The organism is Xenococcus sp. PCC 7305, from assembly GCF_000332055.1.
Lineage (GTDB): Bacteria > Cyanobacteriota > Cyanobacteriia > Cyanobacteriales > Xenococcaceae > Xenococcus.
In genome coordinates this window covers 1-20,113 of sequence record NZ_ALVZ01000112.1, presented here as the reverse complement: position 1 = coordinate 20,113, position 20,113 = coordinate 1, and the positions used below count along the sequence as shown (strand labels likewise).

14 protein-coding genes are annotated in these 20,113 nt (G+C 40.0%); 6 read left to right on the top strand and 8 right to left on the bottom strand.

Annotated elements, in window-relative coordinates; genetic code table 11:
• Positions 1 to 103: 103 nt before the first annotated feature.
• The 3 genes from XEN7305_RS05325 to XEN7305_RS05315 all read right to left on the bottom strand — a co-directional run bounded on the left by XEN7305_RS05325 (position 104) and on the right by XEN7305_RS05315 (position 2,083).
• Complete coding sequence (locus XEN7305_RS05325; protein WP_006508328.1) at positions 104 to 583, bottom strand: diacylglycerol kinase family protein; 480 nt, start codon at positions 581 to 583, stop codon at positions 104 to 106.
• A 111-nt stretch (positions 584 to 694) separates the two neighbouring features.
• Positions 695 to 1,213 carry an rRNA maturation RNase YbeY gene (gene ybeY / locus XEN7305_RS05320; protein ID WP_006508327.1) on the bottom strand — a complete coding sequence of 173 codons (519 nt, stop codon included), beginning with the start codon at positions 1,211 to 1,213 and terminating at the stop codon, positions 695 to 697.
• A gap of 162 nt (positions 1,214 to 1,375) precedes the next feature.
• Positions 1,376 to 2,083: a response regulator transcription factor gene (locus XEN7305_RS05315; RefSeq protein ID WP_006508326.1), complete on the bottom strand. Its 708-nt coding sequence runs from the start codon at positions 2,081 to 2,083 to the stop codon at positions 1,376 to 1,378.
• 231 nt (positions 2,084 to 2,314) lie between these two features.
• Here XEN7305_RS05315 and bioB point away from each other — a divergent pair, with 231 nt between their 5' ends.
• Entirely contained in the window at positions 2,315 to 3,361 is a 1,047-nt protein-coding gene (bioB, locus tag XEN7305_RS05310) for a biotin synthase BioB (RefSeq protein ID WP_006508325.1), read from the top strand.
• A gap of 131 nt (positions 3,362 to 3,492) precedes the next feature.
• On the opposite strand, the gene XEN7305_RS05305 is transcribed toward bioB, so the two are convergent.
• Positions 3,493 to 8,562, bottom strand: a complete 5,070-nt coding sequence (locus XEN7305_RS05305; RefSeq protein ID WP_006508324.1) for a chemotaxis protein CheB — start codon at positions 8,560 to 8,562, stop codon at positions 3,493 to 3,495.
• A gap of 73 nt (positions 8,563 to 8,635) precedes the next feature.
• Positions 8,636 to 8,857, bottom strand: a complete 222-nt coding sequence (locus XEN7305_RS05300; protein ID WP_006508323.1) for a hypothetical protein — start codon at positions 8,855 to 8,857, stop codon at positions 8,636 to 8,638.
• 561 nt (positions 8,858 to 9,418) lie between these two features.
• Between XEN7305_RS05300 and XEN7305_RS05295 the strand changes: the two genes are divergently transcribed.
• The 3 genes from XEN7305_RS05295 (at position 9,419) to XEN7305_RS05285 (ending at position 15,101) form a co-directional block, all read left to right on the top strand.
• A complete protein-coding gene (locus XEN7305_RS05295; RefSeq protein ID WP_006508322.1) occupies positions 9,419 to 11,212 on the top strand; it encodes a response regulator in 1,794 nt (597 codons plus the stop codon).
• 38 nt (positions 11,213 to 11,250) lie between these two features.
• Positions 11,251 to 14,061 (top strand): replicative DNA helicase, encoded by a 2,811-nt coding sequence (gene dnaB / locus XEN7305_RS05290; RefSeq protein ID WP_006508321.1) that lies wholly within the window; start codon positions 11,251 to 11,253, stop codon positions 14,059 to 14,061.
• 167 nt (positions 14,062 to 14,228) lie between these two features.
• Positions 14,229 to 15,101 carry a phytanoyl-CoA dioxygenase family protein gene (locus XEN7305_RS05285; RefSeq protein WP_006508320.1) on the top strand — a complete coding sequence of 291 codons (873 nt, stop codon included), beginning with the start codon at positions 14,229 to 14,231 and terminating at the stop codon, positions 15,099 to 15,101.
• A 112-nt stretch (positions 15,102 to 15,213) separates the two neighbouring features.
• Here XEN7305_RS05285 and hemF read toward each other — a convergent pair whose 3' ends face one another.
• The gene (hemF, locus tag XEN7305_RS05280) at positions 15,214 to 16,236 is read right to left on the bottom strand and encodes an oxygen-dependent coproporphyrinogen oxidase (RefSeq protein WP_006508319.1); all 1,023 of its coding nucleotides are present in this window, start codon (positions 16,234 to 16,236) and stop codon (positions 15,214 to 15,216) included.
• 200 nt (positions 16,237 to 16,436) lie between these two features.
• On the opposite strand from hemF, the gene XEN7305_RS05275 reads away from it, so the two are divergent.
• The gene (locus tag XEN7305_RS05275; protein WP_006508318.1) at positions 16,437 to 16,910 is read left to right on the top strand and encodes a hypothetical protein; all 474 of its coding nucleotides are present in this window, start codon (positions 16,437 to 16,439) and stop codon (positions 16,908 to 16,910) included.
• Between the two features lie 29 nt (positions 16,911 to 16,939).
• Here the strand turns inward: XEN7305_RS05275 and XEN7305_RS05270 are convergent, their stop codons facing one another.
• On the bottom strand, positions 16,940 to 17,596 hold the full coding sequence (locus XEN7305_RS05270) for a hypothetical protein (protein ID WP_006508317.1): 657 nt from the start codon (positions 17,594 to 17,596) through the stop codon (positions 16,940 to 16,942).
• A gap of 70 nt (positions 17,597 to 17,666) precedes the next feature.
• Positions 17,667 to 19,448, bottom strand: coding sequence for an ABC transporter ATP-binding protein (locus tag XEN7305_RS05265; protein ID WP_006508316.1), 1,782 nt, complete (start codon positions 19,446 to 19,448; stop codon positions 17,667 to 17,669).
• 240 nt (positions 19,449 to 19,688) lie between these two features.
• Here XEN7305_RS05265 and XEN7305_RS05260 point away from each other — a divergent pair, with 240 nt between their 5' ends.
• The gene (locus XEN7305_RS05260; protein ID WP_006508315.1) at positions 19,689 to 19,991 is read left to right on the top strand and encodes a type II toxin-antitoxin system HigB family toxin; all 303 of its coding nucleotides are present in this window, start codon (positions 19,689 to 19,691) and stop codon (positions 19,989 to 19,991) included.
• Positions 19,992 to 20,113: the final 122 nt, after the last annotated feature.

Sequence of the window (20,113 nt, the reverse complement as noted above, 5' to 3'; positions counted from 1 at the left end):
TGCCGCTGCGCGGAAGTAATAAGTAATAAGTAATGAGTAATAAGTCTTGATACATCAGCTTTTTACTCCTCGTTGATAGATAGCTTATTTACGCCTACATCCACTAGAGAGCAACTATGAGCTGATATAGAGGAGGAAGCAAAATACAAGCAGCCACTAATACCGCGGCGATCGCAGATATCAGAACTGCCCCTGCCGCACAGTCCTTGGCGATCTTTGCTAGCTCATGATAAGTCTGCTTAACAGTTAAATCTACAACCGATTCGATCGCAGTGTTGAGTAATTCTAAAACCATAACGATCGCACAAGTGACAGCAACAATTGCTATTTCGACAGCACTGATATGCAGAAACAAGCCCAAACTAATGGCGAAAGCACCAATGACAGTATGGATGCGAAAATTTCTTTGGGTAGCAAAAGCATAACGCACTCCTGCCCAAGCATATTTAAAACTCAAAAAGAGATTCGGTGCCACTTTCCAAGCTAGACTGCGTAAATTCTTACGACCAGAAGCAACGCTGTTAGGACTTTCTGCTTCAAGCCAGGATAATGCATTAATCTTGCTATTGGTGGATTCTGTCATATTAAAAAAAGTTATTCTTAGTTTAAGAAACTCAATTTGGATTATTTCTTTATAGTAGATATAGTAACTCAGTATAGGAATAAATGATGTTCAACAGAAACAGCTAATTAACTAAGAAAGATCAGTGATTCCTACTAGCTCAAGTAAGGTTACTTGTTTTGACAGCATTTTTTGCAAATTTTCTTCATCAGGATGATCCCAACCAAGTAAATGCAATAACCCATGTCCCGCTAGCCAAGCCACTTCAGTTACCAGAGGATGTTGGCGATCGCTTGCCTGCTTGGCAGCTGTATCCAATGAAATGACGATATCTCCCAAATATAAGGGTTCTCCCATGCTTTCTGGGATTATAACCTCTGTTTCCAGGGCGGCAAAGGCTAAAACATCGGTAGATTTGTTTTGCTGTCGATATTGGGCATTTAGCTCCTGCATTTCGCGATCGCTGTTGAACCGTAAGCTAAGTTCATAGCTATTGGCAACTTGAACCTCAGACTCAAGAGCTTCTAACCAATTTTGAAACCAATCTTGCCAAGGAATTGCCGCCAAAGACTCTAGAGACGATTGATTAATCAAGCCGTTCCCTTCGGGATCTCTCGTATAAGTATTTTCTATATAAGCCTCTACTTTCATCAGTTATAAATTATGAAAGGTAATGAACTTTTGACTCTTCAGAAACTAAAAAATCAACAAAATTGACTAAAAGTCTTGCTATCATTAGTTTCTAGCCTTTATTTTCGGTGTATTTTTCCCTTCTGCCCTCTGCCCTCACCCCGTCAGGGGCTTTTGACTTAATCACTCTTCATGTTCAAAGAAACTAAATTGACTTAAAACAGTTGTATTTTCAGGAGTCAGAATTTTGTGTAATTCAGAAACTTGATTGACTACAGCTAAAAGACGCGTAAATTCTGTTTGTAAATTATTAAGATGTTCTTCTTGCTGTTCATCCACAGGAGTGCCTTTCAATTCTTCAAGCTCTTGGTTGAGCTGGTTGATCGAGGGCTTGATTCCCTGCAACAAAAACTTGAATAAAGAACTCTGAGCCTCACTAAAATTCTGCAACTGCTCCATTTTATCTTCAACATTGTCTTGGGAATCTGCTTCGACTGTAACGTAATTGTTAATCGTTACTTCTTGTTTTCTGAGACGACTTGCGATCGCAGCCCGTAGCTCCGCACTAGTAACAGGTTTTTGAAGATAGTCGTCAGCTCCCATCTCCATCCCTAAACGGAAACTAGAGCTATCTTTAGTTGCCGTGAGAAAGATAAAAGGAATTGCTGCGGTATTCGGGTCTTGTTGTAAATAAGTCAAAACATCATAACCATCAAGATCGGGCATCAAGATATCACAAATAATGAGTGAAGGAATATGCTGTTGTGCAAGCTCAATGCCTTGTCGACCATTTTCGCCTCCTATAGCATCAAAACCCTCACTAAGAAGAAATTCTAAAATGCTATTTAACGTTGTTTTTTCGTCTTCAATAACTAATATTTTCCTTTTCATTAACTTAAAATTCCCTTTTTGATAATTTTTATAACTTTAAAGATATTAACTATGTATCCGACATAATTATGGCAGTGACAAGAGCTGAGTCGCCACAAAATGCCGTCTGCATATATGTATTGTATTTCAAAAAAAATGCAAGTGATAATGAAATGTTGTTGCTCTAATCTAGACAAAAGAGACTTGGAATAGAACAATAGGCAAAGACTATTCCCCAATATCCCAAACAGAATGGAACAACTGCTCAATCCAAACCAACTAGCGAAACTATCTTTAGCTGGAGAGTTACTTGACCGTCAAAGTGCGATCGCAATCCTCGAAGCCTCGGATGATATCTTATTAGATATTTTGGCGGCAGCCTATCAAGTACGTCGTCATTATTGGGGAAATCGAGTCAGGTTACATTTTTTGCTCAATGCCCAAAGTGGTCTATGTCCCGAGGATTGTAACTATTGTTCCCAGTCGAAAATTTCTACTGCCGAGATTGAAAAATATCCTCTCATGGCTCAGGAGAAAATACTCCAAGCGGCAGATCGTGCAGCCGAACTAAAAGCAGGAACTTTTTGTTTTGTGATTTCGGGGCGATCGCCTTCAGAAAAGGTGTTCGCTAAAGTAGTAGAAGCGGTGTCAACAGTCAAAGATAAACATGACTTAAAAATCTGTGCTTGTTTAGGGTTACTGAGTGAAGCGCAAACTCAGCGCCTGGCAGAAGCTGGGGTGGATCGGGTTAATCATAATCTCAATACCTCAGAAGCTTTTCATGGCAATATTTGTAGCACCCACACCTTTAGCGATCGCGTTAACACCCTCAAGAATGTCCAAGCAGCAGGGATTACTACTTGTTCTGGAGGAATCTTGGGCATGGGAGAATCCAATGCCGATATTGTGGATTTAGCCTATTCTCTAAGGGAATTAAATGTTACTAGTGTGCCCTTAAATTTCCTGATTCCGATTCCTGGGACTGCTCTGGCTAAGACTAATTATTTAAACCCTCGTCAATGTTTGCGCATTTTAGCTCTGTTTCGCTTTATTCTGCCTTCTCAAGAAATACGGATCGCTGGTGGGAGAGAAGTTCATTTGCGATCGCTACAACCTTTGGGGCTTTATGCTGCCAATTCAATTTTTATTGGGGACTATCTCACTACTGCTGGGCAAGCAGCGAAAATGGATTTGCAAATGATTGAAGATGCGGGATTTGTGTTAGAAAATCCTGATGGTTCTGAAATTGCTGGCAACTCTTTAGCTCTACTAAGCGGACTTAAAGGGAATAGGGAATAGGGAATAGGGAACAGGCAACAGTTGTTAGAAGTAAAACCTTCTGCCCTCTGCCTTCTGCCTTCTGCCTTCTCTCTTGGTGCGCGTTCCCTAGCGCCTTTGCAAGGCGCGGGGTCGCACCGCTGCCTTCTGCCTTACGGGCGAAGCCCCGCAAGATGTTGCTTAAGTAATTTTTTGAGTTTTCTGAGCTGACATGTTTCGATCAAGGGACGCAGTTGTTGGATAAAAGGAATTAATTGAGGTTGATTATCTTGCAATTGATCGATCACAGATAAGACTTCTCGGATTTCCCCTTCCATTGCAAGCTCCAAGAGTTGGGTTAATTCTGCTGTTGTTGGGGTTACTATTGATTCATTTGATTCTTTTGAGCTAGTTTCTGTTGCTACTTGCTCATTAGAACTAAGAAGTGATTGTGCAGTAAATGCCGATCCCGCCAAACCATCTTGAGTAATCCAGGTTAGGTTCAGATGCCTTTCCAATAGCTTAGTAAGTTGGGTAAAATTCAGAGGTTTGGCTAAAAAAGCATTGGCTCCTGCGAGATAACATTGAGACTCATCTGCCGGAAGAGTACTAGCAGACACAATAATAATCGGTAAATTTTGCCAAGCTGATTCTTGTCGGAGGATTTGCGTTACTTCCAGTCCATCCAGTTCCGGCATCACCAAATCTAAGATCACGAGATCTGGCTGATGTTCTTGAATTTTTGCGATCGCATCTGTCCCCGAATCAGCTTCAATAATCTCAAATCCCAAAGGAGTCAAAAAATCAACCAAAACTTCCCGATTATTCTCCAGATCGTCTACGACTAAAATCTGATGTTTATTTCCCTGGTAGCCCGAAATATTAAGATGAAAATTATTTACAATTACTGGATCTTGGGAAGAGTCGACATTAGGAAAATCCAAATCGAACCAAAATTCACTACCCTCACCCAAAGTACTCCTAACTTGAATTTGACTGCCCATTTGCTGGGCAATGCTTTGACTAATGCTTAAGCCCAACCCTGTCCCCTCCTGGGAGTTGTGCTCACCGTCTAGTTGCTGAAAAGGTAAAAAGATTTCTGCTAATCGATCTTCAGGAATACCAACCCCCGTATCGGCGACATGAAAGCGAATTTTGTGGGCATCTTCTGGGGCAAGATCAGCTTGTTCGTCCTTAGCGAAATCGCGGACATAACCAACACTAAAAGAAACTTTGCCTGTGGCGGTAAATTTGACAGCGTTACTCAGAAGATTTAGCAGGAGTTGGCGCAGTCGAGTTTCATCTCCTCGGATCACTGTTGGCAATTCAGAAAGAATTAGATGCTCTAATTCAATAGCTTTTTGCTGACAACGAATCTGGATCATAGCCTGCAAATTATCTAAAAATGAGGAGAGAATCAAATCAGTGTATTCTAAATTGAGCTTTCCTGCCTCAATTTTGGCAATGTAGAGAATGTCATTAATTAGAGTCAGTAGATGTTGCCCAGAGCGCTGAATGACCTCTACTCCTCGTTGTTGTTTAGCCGTGAAATCCGATTCTCGGCGCAAAATCTGCGCAAAGCCCAAAATAGCATTAAGGGGTGTTCGTAATTCGTGGCTAGTATGGGCAATAAAGGCACTTTTAGCTTGATTTGCGGCCTCAGCAACTTCTTTTGCCTGCTGTAGCTGTAGGGTTTGATTCTGAAGTTGCTTAAATAGGTCTACTTGGGTAATGGAGATCCCTAACTGAATGCCAGCTTGAGTCAAGAGACTAACTTCTCCCTCTTTCCATTTTCGAGGTTCTTGGTTTTGATAAGCAGCAAGTAAACCCCAAAGGCGATCGCTTTGAAAGATTGGGGCAATGCAAAAGGCTTTTACCTCAAATTTTTCGTACATGATGCGATGGCATTCGGTAAATCCTGCCTCGTCTACATCTTCAATCGTAAAAGTTTGATTATCTTTAAATCTGCCTCCTTGAGTTTCTTGCAAGCAAGTATCTTGCCAAACATCCTCCAGTTGTAGCTCGTCGATAGAAGCTAAACCCGTTGCTACTGATTCGGCAATAAAACTACCCGTTAGATCAGAATTAAAACGATAGATCAAAACGCGATCGCATTGTAAGGTGTTGCGAATTTTTTCCGTCGTAACCTGGAATATTTCCTCCAAATCTAGGGTTTCGCGAATTTTCTTGACAACATTGAGAATTGTTCTTTCCCGAGTGGCGCTAGCTCTTAATTCAATCTCGGTTTCTTTTTGTTGACTAATATCAGTAGAAATGCTGCAGGTCGCATAAACTTCTCCATGATCATCAATTAGTGGTGCTTTGATTGATATATAAGTGCGTAAACTACCATCGGGGAGATTAATCTGCTCCTCAAAGTTCAAAACCGATTTCTCAGCGATCACTTGGCGATCATTATTGAGTAGTTCTTCTGCAGTCTGCGAGGGAAAAATATCGTAATCGCTCTTTCCTAAAATATCCGCTTCTCTGAGCTCCAGGGAGTTTAAATATTGCCTGTTGGCCAACAGGTAGCGTCCCTGGAAATCTTTGAGATAAATTAGCGAAGACGTGGTTTCCAAAATAGCTCGCAATCTTGCCTCCGATTTTTGTAAGGCTTTGGTGCGCTCTTCTACCCGCTCTTCTAGGTCTTGATTGAGCTGGCGTAGCTCGGATTGCGATTCTTTGAGTTCTTTGTTGACGGAACGAACTTGTTGTTGGATGGTTTTAAGTTCGTCGATATCAATAAAAGAAATGACTACCCCATCTAACTGACCATCTTCTAGAAGATAGGGATTAATACGCATCAATAAGTGAAACTCTTTTTCTAAAAGTTGCACTTCCTTATCCAAACCCTGTTGGGTATTAATTACTACTTTGAGCAATTCCATCAGATTAGGACAGTCAAGGTTATGGGTAATATGCTTGAGGGGACGGTGAATATCCGCTTCGACGAGATTAATCGCGACAGTGGCGGCGGGGGTAAATTTGCGAATCTTGAGGTCTCGATCTAGAAAAACCACTCCAATATCAGTGCTGCGCAGTAAATTGTCTATATCATTATTTAACTCAGTTAACTCACCAATTTTTGACTGATATTCGGCATTAACAGTGTAAAGTTCCTCATTAACCGAATGTAGTTCTTCGTTCGTGCTTTGTAATTCTTCGTTGGAGGCGGTTAACTCTTCGTTCGTGGCCTGTTGTTCTTCGTTGGTGGTTTCTAATTCTTCAATTACTGCCTGAAGATTCTCCCGCGTCTGTTGAAGTTCATATTCCAACTCCATAATTCTTTGGGAAGCCTCGGCATCAGCTTCAAATCGCTCTCCAGTAGCCTGTTGGGGTCGAGTTTCATCTTCTTGAATCACAATAAAGAAGAAGTCATCGGCTAGTTTATTGCTTTCGTGATAAATGACTTCTAGCTGAAAATTACCTTCTCGTTGCTGTATTTTAATTCCCAAATAGGAGACAGGCGATCGCTCTCGCTTAGCTCGATGCAAAGCAGTAATCAGCGGCAGCTGAAGATCGGCAACGATCATTTTGGTGATATCTGTAGTTGTCCTGCCGGAAGGTACTTTAAGAATATTGATATTATCATTAAAGGCATGGAATAATTTATGCTCGCGATCTACTAGTAAACAAGTGGCATTGTTCTTTTGTAAGAAATAGCTAAAAGCCACATCCAACATTGGTTCGAGGCGATTTTCAGAACTAGTTTTAGGCGAGACATAAGGAAGTAGTTGGCGAGAAATTTTTTCGAGTCCTTTTGTTGGGACATTTAAGCGAACATCCCGCCGTTTTTGGTAAATTTTGTTTTTCTTATCCAGATATTGAAATTCAGACTCAATGTACCCGAGAGTTTCCGCCTCTCCCAAAAACAAGATTCCCTTAGAGGCCAAAGAAAAATGGAGGTTGCGTAATACTTGCTGTTGCAAATTTGACTGTAAATAAATCAGCACATTGCGACAGCTAATTAAGTTCATACGGGTAAAACCGGCATCTTTGGTGATGTCGTGGGGGGCAAATAACAGTTTTTCCCTAATTTTGCGGATTATCTGTAGAGAATTATCTTTGCGGATAAAATAGCGTTCTAAGCGTTCAGGATTGATATCTTTGGTAATTGTTTGGGGATAAATACCTTGAGTCGCTTTTTCTAATGCTGACTTGTCAATATCAGTGGCAAAAATTTTAAACCTGACTGGTTTCTCCGAAAGAGCGATCGCTTCTTCCAATAGTATGGCCAAAGAATAGGCTTCTTCACCTGTGGCACAAGCTGTTACCCAGCAGCGCAATTCCTCATGGGGTTCGGCTTTGGCAATTAATTGGGGAATCACTTCAGTCTCCAAAAAATCCCAGGCTTGGCGATCGCGAAAAAACTGCGTGACGCTAATTAGCAAATCGTGGCGGAGAATTGATCTCTCTTCAGCCGAGGTTTCTAGCAGATTAATAAACTCATCTAAATTACAGCAGCCACTAATCAAATAGCGGCGATGAATACGACGGGAAAGAGTACTAGTTTTGTAACAGGAAAAATCAGTTTGCTCATGCTGTGCCAATATTTTGGCAATATGTCTTAAGCTATCGGGATTGAGGAGATCCGCGCGATATTCGTTACTTTTCTCTAAAGAATTAGGCGATCGCACCAGCTGATTGATGGTTTGAGCCAATTCGGCCGGTGGTAGGACTCGATCCACAACTCCTGTCGCGATCGCAGTACGGGGCATACCGTCAAATTCAGCTGTCTCTGGTTCTTGCACCATCGCAAATCCCCCAGCCTCATTAATTGCCCGTAAACCATTAGTCCCGTCGCTACCTGTTCCCGACAAAATTACGCCAATGGCTCTTTCTACATTAGTTTTGGCTAGAGATTCCAAGAAGATATCAATGGGAAAATTCAGTCCGTGGCGGTTCCTCTCTTCCTGCTCTAACAAATGGAGCTTTTGCTTGTCTAAAATTAAATTCTTGCCAGGGGGAATCAAATATACTGAATTGGGCTCTAGCTTCATGCCTTCAGTTACTCGATAAATTGCCATCCTGGTTCTTCTTTCGAGCAATTCCTTCATCAAGCTCTTGAAATCCGGAGATAGATGCTGAATCACCACAAATGCAGCTCCACTGTCTGTGGGCATATGCTCAAAAAACTCTTCTAGGGCACGTAGTCCCCCTGCGGAGGCACCAATTCCCACCACAAAAAACTTTGCTTCTTGGGGGTCGAGAGCAGAATGTTTCCTCGATTTTTTTTTGGGCATGGAGCTGATTTAACCTAATACCTAATACCTAATACCTAGATCATAAACCGCTAAGCACTATGGATGGATTTTCCTAATCAACTTTAGAATCAGCTAAGTCTCTAATTAAAACAGTCCTCGACCCGATATATCTCGAAAGAATCTTGCTATCGTCGGGACTCAGAGAGAAGACCCTGACTATTTCCTGGAGCAATTGCTCCTTTAGTTCATGATCAGAAAGCTTCAAAATCAGGTAGGGATTAGATTTTTCGACTAAAGCCCACACCATGCGGATAATCTTTACCTCTAAATTCATCGCTATCACCCAGAACAATATAAATATCATAATCGCAAATCTTAAGAAAATCTAAAGAAAATATAATTGTTTTTTTATTTGTGCATTATTGAGGAGCTCTTTTGTAAGCTAATGCACGCGAAACTAATACATTTCACGATTTGAATAAATTGTTCGCGCTTCTGTCTCCGGGATCACTATGCTTTTCAATGACAAAGCTCTCAAACTTTTAAGGTCCAAGAGCTTTGCGTCGTTTTTTATATGCCAGCCTTTTTATAAAATCAAGAAGATGGCCAGCGGTTTTTAATATTATGAAAATTATTGTATAGCTTTGTGTAGCAATGTAACAATCAATTGACATTATCTTAAGACTTTCTTTATATTTCCGCCCAATATTTGATTTAAGGCCAGCTAATGGTCTGTGGACAAAAAATTATGTTCCACATAAAGTTACAATGACTACTGAGATATTAAGAAATGCAAACATTCAACGACTAAATTTTCATCTCGGTTCTCCTTCTCCAACTTATGCTGAAATACCCCAAGCTAATATCCTCATCAACGGTAACCATAGATCGATTAATGGGAACTGCCCCTGGTTCAAATCCTGAGGAGCAAAATCGAGAAAATGAAAATAAAGATAGAGATAGAGAGTTCGAAAAATTTTCCCGGGCTACTCACGATTTCGCATCAAAGCCTCAAGATGCCGAAATAGCTACAACTACAGCTCATTGGGAGCAGACAAAACCGGGGACAATACTCATCGTAGACGATACTCCTGACAATCTTCTCGTGTTGTTTTCTTATTTAGAAGAACAAGGATTTAAAGTCTTGTTAGCTGAAGATGGGGAAACGGCCCTAAAAATTGCTCAATCCAAAGCCCCAGACTTAATTTTGCTGGATGTGTTGATGCCCAAGATGGATGGGTTTGAAACCTGTCGTCGTCTCAAGGCAAAGCTAGCAACCAAAGAAATTCCTGTGATTTTTCTGACGGCACTTTCGGAAACAGTGAATAAAGTTCAAGGATTTAAATTGGGGGGAGTGGACTATATCACTAAACCTAGTGAGCAAGAAGAGGTTCTCGTCCGCATTCAAACCCATCTCAATCTGCGGAACATGCGTCGGGCTTTGACAATACAGAATAAAGAACTGCAACAAGCTTTGGATTTTGAAGCTTTGGTGCGTCGTGTGACTGATAAAATTCGTGACAGTCTTGATGAAAAGCAAATACTAGAGACTGCCGCCCGAGAATTAGCGATCGTTCTTGATCTGAGTACTTGTCAGATTGAGCTCTATAACTTGGAGCAAACTACCGCCACGATCGCCTACGAGCATAGTATTACCTTGCCCGAATGTCAGGGAAGAAGCCGGAAAATTGCGGATTTCCCCGAACTATATCAGCAACTTCTGCAAAAAAGTCCTCTGCAATTGGTAGAGCCAATTCCCGAATTCAATCCGCAAGGAATTCAAGTAAATCGCCTGGCCTGCCCTGTCTTTGATGATAGAGGAATTTTGGGAAATCTTTGGGGACTTAGACCCCCAACGGAGGTCTTTACCGAATTAGAAGTTCAGCTAATGCAGCAGGTGGCTTCTCAATGCGCGATCGCAATTCGTCAGGCTCGACTTTATCAGGCTTCTAATAAGCAAGTCGAGGAGCTAGCCAAACTGAATCAGCTTAAGGATGACTTTTTGAAAACTGTTTCTCATGAGTTAAAGGCTCCGATGAGTAGTATTCAGTTAGCTACTGAAACAATGAAAACCTTATTGGCGACTAAGCAAAATCCCCAAAAGTCTGCTACCTTTCAGCGAGTGCTCCAGATTTTTCACGAGTCATGCGATCGCCAGAAGCAACTGGTGGATGATTTATTGACTCTTTGTTATATAGATGCCAAAGCTAAGACTATACAGCCTGAATTAATTGATCTTCATCTCTGGATTCAGGAGCTAATCCAGCTATACTTGCAACGTACTCGCAACCATCAACAGCAATTAGTCCTTGACTTAGCCGCAGAACCATTAAATATTGCAGCAGACCCGATGATCTTAGAGAGAATTGTTCGAGAGCTTTTGCAGAATGCTTGTAAATACACTCCCGCATCTCAAACAATTACAATTCAAACCCAAGCCCATGAATCAGAAATTGCTCTTTGCATCATTAATACTGGTGTGGAAATTTCTGCTGAAGAGCAAAAATTAATTTTTGATCAGTTTTATCGTATTCCCAATAACGATCCCTGGGAGCATGGGGGTACTGGACTAGGATTAACCTTGGTCAAAAAACTGGCAACAATGCTTGAAGCCTTTGTTGATGTGAGAAGTGAAAATGACCAAGTTGTTTTTTGTGTGAGATTTCCCAAAAAAGTTAAAGAGCTTTGATATCATTTGTAGGTCTTTTGCCCAGGGCTGAATTTTCTATGAGTCAGATAATAAATATTGAAGCGGAAGAAGCGATCTTGGGGGGAATTTTACTCGATCCAGAGGCGATCGCCAGAGTCGCCGACACTCTGGTAAAAGAAGCTTTTTCCCTGCAAGCTCATCAAGAAATATATAATGCCGCCCATATTCTTCATGCCCAAGGCAAACCGACAGATTTGATGGCAGTTAGTACTTATCTTGCCGATCACGGTTTACTAGATAAGGTAGGGGGCACCACTAAGCTGGGTCAATTGCTGAATCGAACAGTTTCGGCGGTGAATATCGATCGCTACAACAGCTTGGTGATGGAAAAATATTCCCGTCGTCAATTGATTAAAGCTGGTCACGAGATTGTCGATCTTGGTTATGAAACGGCTAAGGAGTTAGAAATTGTCCTCGACGAATCGGAACAAAAGATTTTTCGTCTCACTCAAGAGCGACCTCAAGAGGGTTTGGTCTCAATCGCGGAAACTCTAGTCAATGCTTTTAATACCATTGAGGATCTACATCAAGAGACCGCATTGCCTGGTATTCCTTCAGGTTTTTACGATCTTGACGGTATTACTAGTGGGTTTGGTCGTTCCGATTTAGTTATTATTGCAGGGCGTCCTGCTATGGGAAAATGTTTGGCAGCGGATTCTGAGTTGGTTTGTGCGGATGGTAGCATCGCAACTATCGAAGAAATTTATCATCGTCAAACAGATTCACTTCTTACATTACAAGATAATTGGAAATTCGGTTGGACTAAACCTTCTGCTTTTGTTGATGATGGCATAAAACCTGTTTTTCGTGTGACAACTTGTTTGGGGAGATCAATTGAAACAACTCTAACTCATCCATTTCTCACTATTCAAGGATGGAAAAGTCTAGGGAAATTGCAAATTGGAACTAAAATAGCTGTTCCTCGTCAAATCAATTCATTTGGACAGCAAACCATTTTAGAAGAAAAAGTCAAAATATTAGCCTATTTGATAGGTGATGGATGTTTAACAAGAAGTTCTCCATTATTCACCAATAGTAATCAACTTTTATTAGATGATTTTTCTAACTCTGTTTCTGCTGGGTTTATGGGACTTAGTTGTAAACTAGAAACCTCTAATAGCACAAGAGTACCATCAATAAGAATTAGCAAAGATAAATTATTTGTAGAGCACAATCGTCGTATATTTGCTCAAAATTTAAAACAAGCACTGAACAATCAAAGTCGAACTAATTATCAAATTGCTGCTTTATTAAAAGTTAGTCCTGCTTCCATTTCACTTTGGACTAGAGGGGATTGTGTTCCTAATAGGAAAACTTTCGATAAATTATGTCAATTACTTCAGATTAAACCTCAAGCTCTTGCTCCCTATGGCATTTTAGCTATTAGCAACAACAGTTCTAATGCTTTAACTCTTTGGTTACAAGAATTGGGTTTATGGGGCAAAAATGCCTATAACAAAACTATTCCCAAACTAGTATTTTCTTTGCAACGCTCTTTAGTATCTTTATTTCTGAACCGTTTGTTTGCCACAGATGGTTGGGCAACGGTATTAAAGAGTGGTCAAGCTCAAATTGGATATGGCACAATGAGCGAACGATTGGCAAAACAGATACAACATTTATTGTTACGGTTGGGAATTATTGCTTCTTTGAAGAGACGTTTTGTTAAATATAAAAATGATCGTAGACAGACTTGGCAATTAGACATCACAGATAGAAAATCTCTTAAGAATTTCATTACTGAAGTTGGGATTTTTGGCAAAGAAAAAGCTGTGGATGCATTGCAAAAAGCAATCTTACAGAAAAAATATCACACTAATCGGGATCTGATACCGATAGAAGTTTGGCAGCAACTCGAAGAAGCAAAAGGGGAAGAACCTTGGAGTATTTTAGCCAAACGTTCTGGCATTAAGGGATATAGCAATATACATGTAGGGAAAAGAGCCATAACTAGGGAAAGATTATTTAAGCTAGCATCTACTTTGGAAAACGTTCATTTACAAAATTTAGCAGCTAGTGAAATTTATTGGGACGAAATAGTTGCTATTGAAGCAGTCGGCAATAAACAAGTTTATGATTTAACCATTCCCGATACCCATAATTTTGTGGCCAATGATATTTGTGTGCACAATACAAGTTTTGCCCTCAATATCGCGAATAATATTGCCAAACAACAAAACCTGCCTGTAGCAATTTTTAGTCTAGAAATGTCACGGGAGCAATTGGCTCAAAGAATGTTAGCCAGTGAAGCCAAAATTCCTAGTAATCGCTTGCGTTCAGGACGCATTAGCCAAAATGAGTTTGAACCGCTGATCAACGCTGTCACCAATCTTTCTGAATTACCAATTTTCATTGACGACACTGCCAATTTATCCGTTACCCAAATGCGATCGCAGGTGCGTCGTCTTCAGGGGCAAACCAAACAAGAGTTGGGCTTAGTTTTATTAGATTATTTACAGTTAATGGAAGGAAGTGGTAGCGATAATCGGGTACAAGAAATCTCCAAAATCACGCGATCGCTTAAACAACTGGCGCGAGAAATTAATGCTCCCATTCTTGCTTTATCTCAGCTCAGTCGTGGTGTCGAACAAAGAACGAATAAACGCCCCATGCTATCTGACCTCAGGGAAAGCGGCTCAATTGAGCAAGACTCGGATTTAGTAATGATGTTATATCGAGATGAATATTATAATCCTGACACCCCAGATCGCGGTTTGGCAGAAGCCATTATTGTCAAACATAGAAATGGCCCTGTCGGCACAGTAAAATTACTTTTTAAAGGGGAACTAACCAAGTTTGAAAATCTAGCAAAACCTGGAGAATATTAAGAAAAAGGTATTAGTTGTTAGGTTTTAGGTTTTAGGAAAATCCGGAATATCAATAGATAGTTATTAATTCTTAAAGTAGTGATGAAGATAAATAATTATTGATAAAATAATGTAGTATTTGAAAATACGATTAAAACAATAGGCCTCTCAAGAAAAACCTAAATAGTATGGTTATAAATAATTCTCTCAGTAGCGAAAAGATTATTAACAATAATCTCAGTGAAGAAGATCTTAAAAAATTTCGAGAACAAGGCTTCATCGGGCCCTTTAAGTTCATGGAAGCTGACGAAGTGGCATCCCTCACCAAAGAGCTCAAAAAAATAACGGCAAGAGCTTTCTTCTGGAAACGTCTTGTGGCAAAGATCGCTAGGATATTCAAAATTCAGGATCATCAAATACCTAGCTTTGTCTGGGGGAAAGCCAAATGGGGCAAGGGCTTGCATGCAACTATCCCTCTGATGTACAAAGTTTCCAATGATCCTGTTATTTTAGATAAAATCTCCTCAATTCTCGGCGATAACGTTTTGCAGTGGAGCACTCAAATCTTGAGCAAAACATCCGATGTTGATTATCCCTGGCATGGAGACGTTGAGCATATCGAATGGGAGGGAATAACGGTTTGGCTTGCTCTCTCAAACGTCTCAGATCAAACCCCCATGGATATCGTCACACGAACTCATGCTCTGCCAAACTATACTTATCCTCAAGAATTAAACCGTAATGAGGGGATAGATCTTAATGACGACCAGGCAGTTCTAGAAGCAGCTCAAAAACTAGATCCCGAATGCGAACTTCTTTCCATGAAGCTCAAACCAGGAGAGTTCTTCATTTTTGCAGGGCGTTTATGGCATGTCCCCAGAATTTATTCTTCATTAGAGCGAACTGTGATGATTTCTCAGTATTCCCCACCGAGCGAAAAAATTCAGATCCCCACGACCTTCGAGCCTCCCATCACCTGGAAATCTTCTCTGCCACCTTGTGTGTTGGCAAAGGGAAAAGATGATTATGGTCACAATCTAGTCGTCGAGCCACCTGAGTAGGCTTTTCCGTAGAAGCAGGATCAATCCTTCTTGTTTAGGGAAATGGGGAGTTAGGGAAATAGGGGATCAAGTGACAATTAATTCTTGATTTCCCCAAATTCCTTAGTCATTATCAATCCTTCCAATTAGCCCAGTCTTGAGGTGTTAGAAAAGTTTCATAAAGTTCTGCTTCCGGAGTGTTTGGCTCAGGAGCATAACTATATTGCCAACGAACTAAAGGCGGTAGGGACATTAAAATCGATTCGGTGCGTCCGTTGGTTTGCAGCCCAAAAATAGTGCCTCGGTCATAGACGAGATTGAACTCTACATAACGTCCTCGTCGATAAAGTTGGAAATTACGCTCGCGATCGCCATACTCAATATTCCTTCTTCTTTCTGCGATCGGGACATAGGCAGGTAAAAAAGTCTGGCCACAATCTTGCACAAAACTGAATAGCTCTTCCCAACTTCGAGGTTTTATTTCTGGCAAATTATTGCTATAAGCAGCTGCTTTTCCTTCAGGATTAGGGCCCCGATAGAGACTTCCTCTACCATCTTGATAGTCAAAAAATAAGCCGCCGATACCTCTTGTTTCTTGACGATGTTTCAGATAAAAATATTCATCGCACCAAAGCTTAAACACTGGATAATATTCTTCATGATGTTTATCACAAGTTGCTTTGAAACTATTGTGGAAATGACTCGCATCTTCGCCAAAACCATAATAGGGGGTTAAATCTGCACCACCACCAAACCACCAAACGGGTCCAGCTTCAAAGTAGCGATAATTAAGATGTACTGTCGGAATATAGGGACTACGAGGATGCAGTACCATTGAGGTTCCTGTAGCATAGAAGCCATGTCCTGCGGCTTCAGGACGTTGCTTAAGAATCGAAGGAGGAAGTTGGCTGCCCCAAACTTCCGAGAAATTGACGCCACCTTGCTCTAATAAGGCCCCTTCTGTAAGAATCCGTGATCTACCTCCACCGCCCTCTTCTCTCTCCCAACTATCTTCTCTAAATTTTCCCGACCCATCCAATTTTTCCAAACCAGCACAAATTTCATCTTGCACCTGCTTCATAAAATTACTGACTCTTTCTTTGGAGTCAGCGGGAGGAGCGAAAAATTCACTAGTATCAGTATTTATAGCGGTCATGGTACTTGTAATAAATTAAATAAAATTCCTTATCCAGACTATCCCGAATTTGGCATGTTCAAACTACCACTCAACCAGAATCTTGGGGTTTGTGTCGTAATTAGCAAAATTTCTTAACGAAAAACTATTCTATTTTTGGGGATCAATGCCTAGATATTAGTTACAGTAGGAAATTAGATTAATTTGGTGAGGAGAGTTAGGTGATTCTAAGTTTCTATTTTAAACTCTGGAGAAGAAAAAGTAAGTGCTCCTACAGATTTTTAGTTTGTAAGACTTATCGAATTGTCAGTAAAGCTCCCCTCGATATTTTGTGGCAAAGATTAATTAATATTGCTGATGTTTCTTGGCATCCCTTGTTTTCTAGCACCAATTTACCAAGAGGTTTGATTGCCAAACCAGGTTTATTTTATAAGGTAGTCACCGCAGTAATCCCAATTCCAATTAAAATGTTTGTCGAAAATGTTCGTCCCCAAGAGTTACTTAGTCTCCGTGTCTTAGCGATCCCTGGAATGGAACAACGCATTACTTATCAGGTGGAGTCTACACTCTGTGGTACTTATATTTCCTATTCTGTAACCCTTAAGGGTTGGTTGTCCCCTGTGATGTGGTGGTGGATTCGTCCCTATTGCGATCGCGTTGCCATAGAACTAGTTCATGCCGTGGAAAACAAATAGAGAATTAATTTTCAATTTTCAATTTTCAATTATTCTTTCAGATCACATTGATTTTCTACCGACTCGATCGCGTTTAATCTTTCCTTAGTCACCAAATCCATTTTGTCTAACAGTCGGTTAATTTTCCTCTTGTTTTTGCTGTCGGTGCTAATTTCACTTCTTTGCTCAAATAACTTCGCTTTTTCTTGCAACTTATTCGCTATTATTTGGCTATAATGTTTTGATTCTGGGTTTAGATTCAAATCTAAGTATTGCTGGGAAACAGAATTAAGTTCTTTAGCTCCTTTTTGATAACTTTCAACAATATTTTGTGGAGTAGAAACAACTTCAATGTAACGATGATTTTCCGAGTTATAAACCTTATTTTCTCCAAGGTAAATCTCATTAATTAATTGCTGACAATCCTCTATATTGAGGACTGCAATTTCTTCGGTGTTCGTGACTTTCCCCGACTTATTAGAAAAAGAAGTATCCACATTAGTAAGCATATTAATTGCTGAAATAATAGCAAGCATTAACATAACAAATAAGACCAATAATGCGATCGCAATGCCTAGATTTGCAATGGGCTTGGTAGAGTTAGACTTTTCCTTATACTTCCAAATTATTTTAATAACTACCTGGGATAGAAAAAATAATATTATTACAAGAATAAATATCGCAATTATCGGAAATATCGGATTCATTAGGGGTAATTTGTAAGTTACGCAAACCTTCGCTATATATTTCCCATTTAGTCCTGCAAAAATATAAGGATTAATGGCTGAATGCTCTGACTCCTGTTTGAACTTGCCATAAATTGGCGTAGACTCCTTGTTTTGCTAATAATTCCTCATGGGTCCCCTGTTCAACTATTTGTCCATATTCAACGACATAGATGCAGTTGGCATGGCGAATTGTGGAAAGACGATGAGCGATCGCAATTGTTGTCCGATTATGGGTGATTTTCTCCAAAGACCTGGCGATCGCAGCTTCGGTTTCATTATCAACAGCAGAAGTTGCTTCATCCAAAATTAGAATCGGCGGATTTTTTAAAACAGCCCTCGCGATCGCAATTCTCTGTCTTTGCCCCCCAGAAAGCTTTTGTCCTCTTTCCCCGACAATGGTGTCGTAACCTTGGGGTAAATGACCAATGAAATTATGCGCTTCCGCTATTTTTGCTGCGGATATTATTTCTGCTTCTGTTGCACCGTACATGCCATAGGCAATATTTTCTTTGACTGTGCCATGAAACAAGAACACATCCTGACTTACTAAGCCAATACTTTTGCGTAAATCTGTTAGGTTAATATCACGAATATCGATTCCATCAAGAGTTATTTTTCCTGATTTAAGTTCATAAAACCGTAATAATAATTTTACTAGAGTACTCTTGCCTGAACCGGTGGAGCCGACAATCGCGATCGTATCTCCTGAAGGTATATTTAACGTTAAATTTTCGATTACAGGTTTTCTTTCATTGTAAGCAAAGGTAATATTATTAAGCTTAATTTCTCCATTGATAATATTATTTGATAAAGATAAATTGCCTGAATGAATTGCGATCGGCGTATCCAAAATATCTACTAGTCTGTTAGTCGAAGACATAGCTCTTTGGTAAAGATCTAACGTTTTCCCCAAGCGAGTTAAAGGCCATAACAATCGTTGCGTCATGAAAACTAACGAGCTATAGATTCCCACATCTAAATTACCCTCAACAACTTCCATGCCTCCATAAAGCAGAATTGCACTAAAGCCTGCAAGGATAATCATTCGGATCAAAGGAGTGAAGGCTGCGGAAAATGCGATCGCCCGACGATTACTTTGGCGATAGGCTTCACTTTCGATACGTAATCTTTCTATTTCATAGGCTTCAGTGGTAAAACTTTTAATTGTGGTAATGCCACTTAAATTATTAGCGAGTCTACTATTTAGTAAACTAACTTTTTCTCGAACTTCTGCATAACGAGGTGCCAATTTTTTTTGAAAGGCGATCGACCCCCAAACAATCAGCGGAATCGGCAACATTGCCATCCAAGCAACACTAGGGGTCAAAATAAAAAACATGCTACCAATAATAATGATAGTAGTTAGTACCTGTAAAATTTCATTGGCCCCAACATCCAAAAATCTTTCTAACTGATTGATATCATCATTAAGAATAGAGAGTAAACTGCCAGTGCTTCTATCTTCAAAATAGGCTAATTCTAAATCCTGAACATGAGCATAAGCTTCTAAGCGCAAATTATGTTGGATACTTTGTGCTAGATTACGCCACAATCTTTCGTAGGCATATTCAAAAACCGATTCCAAAATCCAAACCAATGCTGAAAATAGGCATAAGACTGCTAATTGTTGGAAAGTATCAGTGACTCCCCATCTCGCAATTATCGAATCTTCCTGTTGCACCACGACATCGATCGCAACCCCAATTAAAAGTGGCGGTGCCAGGTCAAATACTTTATTAAGAATTGAACAGGCGATCGCTTGCCAGATTAAGATACGATATTTATTTCCATATCGAGATAAACGAATTAAAGGATGTTTGGTTGATTTCATGAATTAACCAGGAGTTGAGATTATTTGCCTAGCAGAATGTCATTGTATCGTAGGTTTTGAGTTGAAGCAGGCAAACGAAGTTTAATGATCCTCTTAGAGCTATAGTCTTCGTAAGAAGGGAGGTGCGATCTCAAATACTCAATTGACAATCAACTTCGCAATTTGCTAAGTTCATAGATAGAGAAAACAATCAAAGAAACAATAGTTGCGAAATGCGCACTATTTTAAAAATGTTAATCAATGCATATCATTTCAATAAAAAAGCTAAGACTATTTTGGCTCAAACATCCTAATGCAGAGGTAAGCCTACGCTACTGGTATAAACTGACTGCACAACATCGCTGGAAAAACTTTAATGATATTTGCCAAACTTTCCCCTCAGCAAGTCAAGTCAGAAACTTTGTTGTTTTTAATATTGGAGGTAATAATTTTCGTTTAATTAGCTATATTGACTATCAAAATAATAAAGTTTTTATTCGGGCAGTTTTAACTCATGCTGAATATGATAGGGAGTATTGGAAAAAAGATGAATGGTATAAATAGTGAATAGACCTCTTGCATAATTAATTGAGGGTATTTCTATAAACCCCTAATCATAATGTATATAGCGATTGGTCAAAATCGCTGAAACAACCAAAACTCGTATTTTTGCAAGAGGTCTAATA